The following is an 8,829-nucleotide window of genomic DNA, read 5'->3' as shown; positions in this document are numbered from 1 at the left end:
GTGATCTGGTTGGCGATGCCCTCTTCGACCTGCGACCCCAGCACGATGATCCGCTCGCGGAGCAGGCGCTCGTAGACCGAGTCGTTGAGGTTCATCCCCGTGGCCGACCGCATCTCGGGCGTCGGGAAGAAGTGCTGCGTCACGTCTGCCTGCCTAACTTTTTGCCGAAAAGAGTCTCGTGACAACGACCTTAACGAAGGCGGGCGGCGTCGCCTTCCCGACACCGCCCGCGTTCGCTCAGGGCTTCACTCCAGGGTGATTTCTCGCTCTGCCCGATCAGGCGTTCGGCGCAACCGCGGATTCCTCAGTGGACTCCGCCTTCGGCTCGGCCGCCTTGGGCTCGCCGAAAAGCTCGTCCAGGTCCAGGGCGTTGCCGGAGCTGTCGGTCACGGTGGCCTGGCGCACCACCGAGGCCAGCGCCTTGCCGCGGCGCACGTCGGCGAAGATCGCGCCGAGCTGGCCGGACTGCTGGGCCCGCTTGACGTACTCCTCCGGGCTGATGCCGAAGCGCTGCGACTGGTAGACGATCCGCTCGGTCAGCTCGGCGTCGGACACGCCCAGCTCCTCGGCGTCGGCGATGGCGTCGAGCACCAGCTGCGTCTTGACCGCCTGCTCGGCGGCGGTGCGCACCTCGGCGTCGAACTCCTCCTTGGTCTGCCCCTGCTCGGACAGCCACTCGGCGAAGCGCGCCTCGTCGTGGTCGAACGCGTGGACGGCGTCGTGCTCGCGGGCCTCGACCTCGCCCTGCACGACGGCCTCGGGCAGCGGGACCTCGACGGCCGCGAGCAGGGCCTCCAGGACCTTGTCGCGGGCCTGGACGCCCTGCTGCATCTTCTTCACCCGGCCCAGGCGGACCCGCAGGTCCTCCTTCAGCTCGTCCAGGGTGTCGAACTCGCTGGCCAGCTGGGCGAACTCGTCGTCCAGCTCGGGCAGCTGGCGCTCCTTGACGGAGTTCAGCACGACGGTGACCTCGGCCTCACGGCCCGAGTGCTCGCCGGCCACCAGCGTGGTGGTGAAGGTCTTGGACTCGCCCTCGGAGGCGCCGATCAGGGCGTCGTCGATGCCCTCGACGAGCTGGCCGGAGCCGATCTCGTAGGACAGGCCGGTGGTCTTGGCCTCCTCGACCTCCTCGCCGTCCACGGTCGCGGCCAGGTCGACGGACACGAAGTCGCCGAGCTGGGCCGGGCGCTGGACGCCGGCGAGGGTGCCGAAGCGGGCGCGCAGCTCGTCGAGCTGGGTCGCCACGTCCTCGTCGGTGACCTCCTGCTCGTCCACGGTCACCGACAGCTCGCCGAACGCGGGCACGGTGATCTCGGGCCGGACGTCGACCTCGGCGGTGAACGCCAGCGACTCGCCGTCCTCGATCTTCGTCACCTCGAAGTCGGGGCGGCCCAGCGTGCGCAGCTCGCCGGAGCTGACGGCCTCCAGGTACTTCGCGGGGATGGCCTCCTGCACGACCTCGTCCAGGACGGGCGCGCGGCCGATGCGGCTCTCCAGCACGCGGGCGGGGGCCTTGCCGGGGCGGAAGCCGGGGATGCGGACCTGCTTGGCCAGCTTGCGGTAGGCGCGGTCGAAGTCCGACTTGAGCTCGTCGAACGGCACCTCGACGTTGATCCGGACCCGCGTCGGGCTCAGGTGCTCGACGGTGCTCTTCAACGTGGTCTCCTCGTAACGGGCAGGACGTGCGGAACACCCCGGGAACGCCCTCGGGGCGCCGGAGTGGAGACCCGAGTCTATGCGGTGCGCCGGGGCACGGGTCCCCGGACCCCGGATGTCGTCGCTCGACGCGCGCGCACACGCGCGAGGCGGGCCGGCGGCGGTGGGGCGTGGTGGTGGTGGGGCGCGCCGGTGGGGCGTGGTGGTAGCGGTGGCGGCGCGGCGGCCGGTGGCGGCGTTCGGCACAGCACGGTGTCCTGCGCGGTGACCGTTCACCACCCGGCTCCCACCCGTTCACGGTCACGCACGGTGTCCATCCCCAGACTGTCCGTCCTGCGCTTTTCCAACCGCTCCCCCGACCCCTCGGCGGACGGACCAGCCCGTTCTGGCGTTCAGCTCAATACGATTTGCGGGACGGTTACCCGCTTTCCCATTTCCGGACACTCGGAATGCATTCGGCGACCCCCGGCGGCGGGTATGCACCCGAGGCGCATTGTCGATCTTGCCCCCCGCGTGCGCTCTCCGCAACCGTGCGGAGAAGTCGCGGCGGGCGGAACCGCATCGAGCGGGGCCGGGAGTGCCCCGGTCCGGCCGCACCCATTCCCACGAACGGACCAGCCCCCGTCTTCCGTATTAGGCCGTTCGAGTGATGGTGATCGTTGTTGACGGAGCGATACGCCTCATCACCCAGCGAAGTCGGCAGACCATGGTGTAACACGGATGCCGTAACGCCGACTAACAGTCGGCAACGACCACGGGGAGGGGGTTCGCCACAAGGGGTGAATTGAGGCCGTTCGGAGTAGCGCTCGACAGAAAAGTTTCACTTGTCGAGATGACTCCACTCGCCGTAGTCCATTAGTGTGGGTTTCAGGTAGCGTGACGCCCGGACCCGCATGTCGCTGGACCACGAAATAATTCACGTTGCCGGACGTTCTGGGGGGCCAGCAGCGGACGCCACCGGCAACCGGGACCGAGGAACGAGCGAGACAATGTCATCGAGCTTCTTAACCACCTACCAGACAAGGTGCCGATGACCCGATGAGAGCCATTCCGCCGCTGCCGAACAGTAACCCAGGACGTGGTCCGGGCGCCGGCTGTGCACACCATCGCGTCGGCTTCCGACAGGTTCTGGTGACCACACGAGTCCATCGGGTGCACCCCCTCACGGCAGAGCGGCGATGTTGATCGTCGAGTAGTGGGTCAACTGCCGCCATGCACCGAAACCCGCGGTCGGGTCGTCCCTCCGCCCACCCGCGGCTCACTTTCACGCACCGTTGGGGAGCTCCATGGAGACGCGTCAGCTTTTGGCGTTCACAACTGTGGTTCAAACGGGCAGCTTCACCAAGGCAGCCGCCACACTGAATTGCTCGCAACCCACCATCACCACGCGGATCAAGGCCCTCGAAGAGACCCTTGGGGTGCCCCTGTTCCGCAGACTCCCGCGCGGCATACAGATGACCTCCGCGGGCGTCGAGCTGCTGCCTTTCGCGCGCAACATCATCACGTTGACGGACAAGGCGCGGAAAGCGATCACGATGAACGGCGAGCCGCACGGCAAGCTCGTCATCGGCAGCGCACAGAGTCTGACCGACTACCGGCTGTTACCTCTGATCGAGTACATGTGCTGGAGGTACCCGAGCGTCCAGATCTCCCTGCACTCCCGGAACACCGCCACGAACCTGGCGTCGGTCCGCGAGGGGAGGCTGGACTGCGCGTTCTTCATCGGCCCGGTCGAGTCCCGCGAGGGTCTGGAGACGACCGTGCTGTGCCCGGAGCCGCTCGTCATGGTCGCGGGTCCGACCCACGCCCTGACCAGGCGGTCGGTGATCACCGAGGACGAGCTGCGCGGCAGCACGCTCATCCGGGCGGAGAACGGCGCGAGCTACTACGAGCAGTTCGAGCAGGCGCTGGGGTTGCAGGACGCGGAGTCCCGCTCACCGGTGCTGGCTCTGGATTCGATCGACGCCGCGAAGCGCGCGGTGGCCTCGGGACTGGGGATCTCGTTGATGCCCGAGGTGACCGTGGCGGCCGAACTGGCGGACGGGCGGCTGCGCCGCCTGCCGTGGGTGCCCCCGTTCCGGGTGTACACGCAGTTCGCGTGGCGGCAGGACAACTCCACCAACCCGTCCGTGACGGCACTGGTGTCCGCGGCGGCGCAGGTGGTGAGTGAACAGGTGGCCACCCCCGCCTGACCGCACGACCACTGGGGAACCGGCCGTTCTTGAGCGCCCAGGCGCGGGTGTGCTCAAGAACGGCACTGGCGTGGAAAAGCCCTGACCAACCACGGTGGGCCGGCCAGGGCAACCGTCGGGGCGACAGGATTTGAACCTGCGACCCCCCGCTCCCAAAGCGGGTGCGCTACCAAACTGCGCCACGCCCCGGTCACCGACACCCTATCGCGACAGGCTAAGCTGATCCCGCGCCCACCCCCGTGGACGCGATGCGGGTGTAGCTCAATGGTAGAGCCCCAGCCTTCCAAGCTGGTCATGCGGGTTCGATTCCCGTCACCCGCTCTCTTGCTCCCTCGCAGGTCAACAGCGGTGCCACCCGTCTCGGGGTAGCACCGCTGCCGTGTCTCTAGGACCCGTCGTGCGATTGGCGTGCGATTAGGACCGCTTCCGCTTCCTGGCCGCCTTGACCCGCTTGCTGAGCTTCCCAGCGATCTCCCGGTCACGCTCGCTGGTCGCGTGCTGGTAGATCAGCGCGGCCCTCATGCTGCCGTGCCCCATGCGGTGCATCAGCTCCCGCGTGCTGGCCCCGGCCGCAGCGGCGAGGTTGTTCCCCGTGTGCCGCAGGTCGTGGAAGTGGAAGCCCTTCGGGAGCCCGACCTTGCCCACGGTCTTGATCCACTTCACACTTCGGTGCCAGTTGCCCCGCTTGAGCGCCGCGCCCTTCTCGCCGGTGAAGATCAGCTCCTCGGGTCCAGACTTGACGAACGCCATCAGGTGACGCCGGAAGTCGTCCACGAGGATGTCCGGGAGCGCCACCGTCCGGAAGCCGGCCGCAGACTTCGGCGGCCCTTCCACGAGTTGCCCGGAGGTGAGCTGAGCCAGCCGCCTTGGCACTCGCACCGTCGGACCGTCGAGGTCGACGTCACACCGCCGCAGCGCGATCAGCTCACCCCACCGCAGACCCGTGAAGGCCGCCGCGAGAATCAACACCCGGAACCGAGGCGGGACCGCGTCGGAGAGCGTGAACACCTGCTCGATGGACGCCACGGGACGCTCAGGAGCCTTCTCCTGATCCGCGCCCTTGATGCGGCACGGGTTGCGCTTGATGCGGTGGTCGTCCAGGGCGGTGTTCATGATCGCCCGCAGCAGCCGGTACGCCTTGGCGGTCGTGGTCTCCGATCGGCCGTTGTCGAGGAGGTTGGAGCGCCAGGTGCGTACGGCCGCCGGCGAGATGTCGGTCAAGAGCCTCGACCCGAGGAACGGCGCGACGTGGAGCCGGAACAGCCGCGCGTACTCCTCCCGAGTCCGAACCCCGAGATCCCGTTCCTTGATCCACCGCTCGCCGTACTCCTTGAGCGCAATCTTGCCGAGCAACGGGTCAACCCACTCCCCGCGCAGGAGATCCGCTTCCACGGTGGACAGCCAAGCGGTGGCGTCAGCCTTGGTCGGGAAGGTCTCCGGAGCGTTCCGCCGCTGCCCATCCGGCCCGAGGTAGCTCGCCTGGAACCGCTTGGACGGCAACTTGCGGACGTGCCCGAACTGCCTGTGGTTCTTCTTGTTGGCCATCAGGCAGCACCCCGCACAGCCTCGACGCGGCCCGCGTCGATGAACGCGTCCACGTCTTCGCGCTTCAGCCGAACGTGTCGCCCAAGGTGGTGGAACGCGATCCTCCGCTCAGCGATGAGCCGCCGGACGAACCGCACGGTCGTGTTCATGTACTGCGCCGCCTCCGGCACAGTGAAGTGCTCAGTCATGCCCTGTCCCCCTGTTTACGCAGCTTGCGGAGTTGCCGAATGGTTGGGAGGACTGGCCGAGGCGAGCAGCGCCGCCGTGTATTCGGCCTTCCATCGACGCCTCTCCGCGACCGCCCGCAACAGCAGGTGTGGCCTTGGGGGCACGTTCGGGTCACCGGGCTGCACGTTGTTCCAGACGACCCGTTTGGGCTGGTCGTCGCCGGTGATCCCCACGTCGGCAAGCAGTTGCCGAACGAATTCCTTGCGGTCGTGCTTGTGGTCCGCCAGCGACTTCCCGGACCACTTCCGCGACACCAACACCCGACGCCCAGCGACCCCGAGCGTGGACCGCTTGTGCGCCTTCCCCTTGCACTTCCCAGGCTCCATCGAGACGCGAGCCCCACGCGGCTGAACGCCATAGAGCAGCCACACCGCGCACTGCGGCGAGCAGGGCGTGACAGCCAGCTCCGCACACAGCCTCTCGGCGTGCTCCTCCTGCCGGGCCGTCTGAGCGTCGAAGCACTCGCCAATCGACTTGGTGAGGTACTTGGTCAAGTACCCGATGTGCCGGCCAGCCTCTTCGGTCCCGCCGAGGATGCCCTTGGAGTGCACCTGCACCCCGAACCGGGCAACGTGCGCGGGAGCGTCCACCTGATCCAACGCCTGCTCCCAGGTAGGCAACGCCTCCCGCGTGGCCGGGTCCACGAACCCCTTGACCCGCGCATCCCACACCGGCAGCCGGTCCCCGCCGTACTTCATCTCGTCATGACTGGGCCACCACACCTGGTGGTACGTGGCCTCCGCGACCGCCCCCAGCTCCGCCCGCGAGATGGACCCTCGGATAGCCGCGTGCCAGTGCGGCGCCAGCCGACGCTGGGGCTCGACGGTGGAGAAGTACTGCACGTCCCACCCGACACACCGCCGCAGGTTCTGCACGAACCGGTCCAGCAGCGCGGCGAAGTGCACCGCGTCCCGAGCCGCCCGCCGGTAGTCGTAGGTCGTCGGGTCAACCGGCGTGCCATCGCTGCGCACCTTGCCGTAGCTGTCCAGCGTCAGCGTCAGGAAGGTCGAGGGCTGGTACTTGCCCCCGAACACCCGCCCGACCGTGCGCTTCTGCACCGGCCGCCGAGGCAGGTTCGGCGCATCCTGCCGCCGCCGGGTAGACCGCTTCCGAACAGGCCGAGGCCGAGCATCCAGCGCCGGAAGCTTCCCGCGGACTCCCATCAACCGCAGCTCAGCATCAACCCCGGCAACCTCCTCCCGAACCTCCTCCGCCCCAACTTCGTCGTCCTCCTCGACGGCCTGGCGGTACGCCTGGACCAAGTCGGCCCGGTAAGCCGCCAACGCCCGCTGATCCTCGCTAGGAGCTTGGGGTGTGAAGTCGGGCTCCTCGGTGAGGTGCCACCCCTCCCGACACTGCGCCATCCGCAGCCGCCGGTTCTTCTCCGCGCACGTCGGGCACACACTGGCCACCGTCGAACCGCAAGCAACCGGCACGATGTCCACCCGCCCGGTGTCCAGGTCAACCCTCTCCTTGGCCAGCGGCCGGACGCACACGCCGTGCTCCTCAGCCACGGCCCGAGCCACGTCCAGCGCGGCCGGCTGCTTCATGCGGTCCGCACGAGTCAGGTACTCACTCATGCCGCCGCCTCCCCCGCGCCGTCCGGCCGAGTCGGGAAGTCATGGACCGTGGCCGGGGCGAGGAACACACCCAGCTCGACCAGGTCCGCGTCCGTGACGTGGAAGGCCCGAGCCCGATCCGGCTCCCGCTGCCCGTCCACCTTCACCCACGCCACACCAGGCGTGTTCTCGCTGATCTCGTGCGCCGCCGCCCCACGCTGCCGAACACCGTCGCCAAGAACCATGTCCACCTGCTGTGGCTCATCCAGCCTCAGCGCCACCCGCGTCGTGAACAGGTGCCGGAAGCCCACGACCTCCTTGCGCGGGTCCTGGACCAGCCCCACGACGGCATAGCCGGGTGCGCGGCCCTGTGAGGTGATCGTCTGGATAGCCCGCGCCGCGCGTTCCCGGAGCTGCTTGTCCGGCTGGTAGGCGATCAGGTCCGCCAGCTCGTCCACCACCAGCACCGTGAACGGCTCACCGGTCGAACGCGCCCACAACCGGCGAATGCCCCGGTACCGGGTAGCCCGCTCCTTGACCTCAGCAGCGATCTCCTCCAGCAGCGCGACGGCGTCCGGGCCGTTGTCGTAGACGACCCGGTCGAAGGCGTCCGGGCACTGGCCCAGTTCCATCCCGCCCTTGGGATCGATGCCCACCAGCCGCACCAGGCCCGCCCGGACCGCCGGCGCGAGCTGCCACACCAGCGACCACAACACCGAGCCCTTACCCGCACCGGGCACACCGACCACAAGTACCTGCGAGCCCAGCAGCCGCAGCCGCCACGGCTTGCCGTTCTCCGTCCGCCCGACCGTCACTCGCCGCAGGTCCACCTCAGCCGACTCGGACAGCACGGGCACCGGCAAGGGCCGCAGCAGCGGGTCACGGTGCACGAAGTCCAGCTCAACGACTCTCGGACGCAGCACCCGCACCCGACACGACCGAGCCCCGAACGAGTGCGCCAACCCGTCCCGCCGCAGCTCCCACGCTTCCGGCGACTGGGCCGGGATCATCCGCACCCGAACCCGGTCCCGCCAACCTTCCGACCGCACGCGCCGCAACATGGGGCGGTGCTCACGGCCCCGGCTGTCCTTGGTCAGCTCAGCCAGCCGCACCACGGTCCGCCACCGAGGCACGTACACGGTCGCCCGCCGCCACTCGGTAATCAGCCGGTACCAGCAGTGCCGCAGGAACGACTCCCGCGCCAGCCCGTACCAAACCGTCAACGCGCAGACCAGCGACAACACCGCCAATACCAGCGGCGATAGCCCGAACCGCAACCAGCACCATGCCGCCAACGCCGGCACCAACGTCACCACCGGATATCGGACGACAAGCAGCGCCAGGCGCACGACCAACACCACGGCCAGCCACACCAGCGCCAGCACGCCCGCGAGCCACTTCACCTTGCCCGGCAACAACATCCACCACGGCACCCGAGGCCGAACACCCTCGAACGGAGCCGGATCAACCCACTTCCCACCGTTCATCGAGCACCGCCGAAGTCCAGCTCCAGCGCCCCGACACAGCGGTCACACTCCATCTGCCCCACCAGCAACCGCGCGAACCTCTTGCACTTCGCACAGCGCGTCCGGGTGACCCACTCTGGTGCACGCTCGCGCCCATGCTTTACCGTCATCGCTGTTCACTCC

At 68.5% G+C, this 8,829-nt stretch carries 7 protein-coding genes and 2 tRNA genes; 2 read left to right on the top strand and 7 right to left on the bottom strand.

Going from position 1 to position 8,829, the window contains the following annotated elements; translation table 11 throughout:
- Together RIN75_RS21890 and tig are read right to left on the bottom strand one after the other, a co-directional pair.
- On the bottom strand, window positions 1-113 hold a 113-nt coding region (locus tag RIN75_RS21890), incomplete at its 3' end, for an ATP-dependent Clp protease proteolytic subunit (RefSeq protein ID WP_309113858.1).
- 163 nt (window positions 114-276) lie between these two features.
- A complete protein-coding gene (gene tig / locus RIN75_RS21885; protein ID WP_309113854.1) occupies window positions 277-1,656 on the bottom strand; it encodes a trigger factor in 1,380 nt (459 codons plus the stop codon).
- A gap of 1,286 nt (window positions 1,657-2,942) precedes the next feature.
- Between tig and RIN75_RS21880 the strand changes: the two genes are divergently transcribed.
- Window positions 2,943-3,848 (top strand): LysR family transcriptional regulator, encoded by a 906-nt coding sequence (locus RIN75_RS21880; protein WP_309113853.1) that lies wholly within the window; start codon window positions 2,943-2,945, stop codon window positions 3,846-3,848.
- A 115-nt stretch (window positions 3,849-3,963) separates the two neighbouring features.
- Here the strand turns inward: RIN75_RS21880 and RIN75_RS21875 are convergent.
- Window positions 3,964-4,037: transfer RNA gene (locus tag RIN75_RS21875), tRNA-Pro, on the bottom strand.
- A gap of 61 nt (window positions 4,038-4,098) precedes the next feature.
- Between RIN75_RS21875 and RIN75_RS21870 the strand changes: the two genes are divergently transcribed.
- Window positions 4,099-4,169: transfer RNA gene (locus tag RIN75_RS21870), tRNA-Gly, on the top strand.
- 93 nt (window positions 4,170-4,262) lie between these two features.
- Here the strand turns inward: RIN75_RS21870 and RIN75_RS21865 are convergent.
- The 4 genes from RIN75_RS21865 to RIN75_RS21850 are packed head-to-tail and all read right to left on the bottom strand — an operon-like array spanning window position 4,263 to window position 8,667.
- Entirely contained in the window at window positions 4,263-5,393 is a 1,131-nt protein-coding gene (locus RIN75_RS21865) for a tyrosine-type recombinase/integrase (protein ID WP_309113852.1), read from the bottom strand.
- Window positions 5,393-5,581, bottom strand: a complete 189-nt coding sequence (locus RIN75_RS21860; protein WP_184692985.1) for a helix-turn-helix domain-containing protein — start codon at window positions 5,579-5,581, stop codon at window positions 5,393-5,395. Before RIN75_RS21860 ends, RIN75_RS21865 begins: the two co-directional genes overlap by 1 nt.
- 15 nt (window positions 5,582-5,596) lie before the next feature.
- Window positions 5,597-7,201, bottom strand: coding sequence for a replication initiator (locus tag RIN75_RS21855; RefSeq protein WP_309113851.1), 1,605 nt, complete (start codon window positions 7,199-7,201; stop codon window positions 5,597-5,599).
- On the bottom strand, window positions 7,198-8,667 hold the full coding sequence (locus tag RIN75_RS21850) for an FtsK/SpoIIIE domain-containing protein (RefSeq protein WP_375296000.1): 1,470 nt from the start codon (window positions 8,665-8,667) through the stop codon (window positions 7,198-7,200). Before RIN75_RS21850 ends, RIN75_RS21855 begins: the two co-directional genes overlap by 4 nt.
- Window positions 8,668-8,829: the final 162 nt, after the last annotated feature.

Origin of the sequence: Saccharothrix sp., assembly GCF_031180885.1 — a bacterium.
Lineage (GTDB): Bacteria > Actinomycetota > Actinomycetes > Mycobacteriales > Pseudonocardiaceae > Actinosynnema.
The sequence above is the reverse complement of the archived record's forward strand: the minus strand, read 5'-3'. Positions and strand labels throughout refer to the sequence as shown.